Here is a 458-nt window from a genome sequence, read left to right as displayed (position 1 = left end):
CTGACGGCTATTCCTATAATACGACGTGCTAAGGTCCGGTGCATGGCTACTAAATTATTATAAGGAGGGCGCCAATTCCTCCCCTGAGCTAAAGACTCAGGGGTTTCCTTGCCGCATTTTATGAAAAAAAGAGACCATTATTTAAAAATTGTTGAGTGGTCAGATGATGATCAATGCTATGTCGGCTCTATTCCCGGCTGGATTGGCAAATGCTGTCATGGCGATAATGAAGAAGACGTTTATCGTCAATTGTGTCAAATATTGGACGAATGGATTGAAATTTATGAAAAAGATGAAATCCTTTTACCTGCAAGTATTTCAGATAAAAAATATTGGCATCCTTCATTTTCCGTTTGACACTTCGTAAAATCAAAATGTGTTTTTGAGATGCTGAAAATTATTTTTTAAAAAAAATACTGTGAACAGCACGTTCCTTTAGTGTACTTTAGAATTGAACA

The 458-nt window shown here is 36.7% G+C and carries 1 protein-coding gene; it reads left to right on the top strand.

Going from position 1 to position 458, the window contains the following annotated elements:
- Positions 1–108 precede the first annotated feature (108 nt).
- Positions 109–357, top strand: a complete 249-nt coding sequence (locus tag HXW94_RS18965) for a type II toxin-antitoxin system HicB family antitoxin (protein ID WP_246294264.1) — start codon at positions 109–111, stop codon at positions 355–357.
- The last annotated feature ends 101 nt before the right edge of the window (positions 358–458 follow it).

It is taken from the genome of Desulfobacter latus (assembly GCF_013389365.1).
Classification (GTDB): Bacteria; Desulfobacterota; Desulfobacteria; order Desulfobacterales; family Desulfobacteraceae; genus Desulfobacter; species Desulfobacter latus.
Note: the sequence above shows the minus strand (reverse complement) of the source record. Positions and strands in the feature narration are given on the sequence as shown.